We start from the raw sequence: 513 nt of genomic DNA on the forward strand, positions 1-513 counted from the left end.
TCTCGATCGACTCTTTCCACGTTTCTTGCAGGTCGGCGAACTGCTCCTGCATGGGCGGCTTTGCTTCTTCCGATTCGCTGCCAGAGGCAGTCGGAGAGCGGAACATCGACTTTAGGAACGCTTGCTGCATCGCAACCCAACCTTCAGCCCAGTTGTCGTTGGATTGGGTCATTCGAACACCACCACCTGGCGAATCGCCTTGCCTTCGTGCAGCAGGTCAAAGCCGTGATTGATCTCGTCGAGCTTCAGGCGGCCCGTCAGCAACTTGTCTACGGGTAAGCGACCCTGCTTGTACAGGTCAATAAAGCGCGGGATGTCGCGCGACGGGACGCATGTACCGATGTAGCTGCCCTTCACCGTGCGCTCTTCGGCAACCAGGCTGACGGCGGGCATCGGCCAGCGCGCGGTTGAAGGCGGCAGGCCGGCCGTGACGGTTGAGCCGCCGCGCCGCGTGATGTTGTACGCCAGGTCCAACGCGCGGATCGATCCGGCGAACTCAAAGGCGAACTCGAC

1 protein-coding gene is annotated in these 513 nt (G+C 61.2%); it reads right to left on the reverse strand.

The window, feature by feature from the left end; all coding sequences use genetic code 11:
* Positions 1-168 precede the first annotated feature (168 nt).
* On the reverse strand, positions 169-513 hold a 345-nt coding region (locus tag AWB67_RS39350; RefSeq protein WP_327367317.1), incomplete at its 5' end, for a zinc-binding dehydrogenase.

Source organism: Caballeronia terrestris (assembly GCF_001544515.1).
In the GTDB taxonomy this organism is placed as follows: Bacteria; Pseudomonadota; Gammaproteobacteria; order Burkholderiales; family Burkholderiaceae; genus Caballeronia; species Caballeronia terrestris.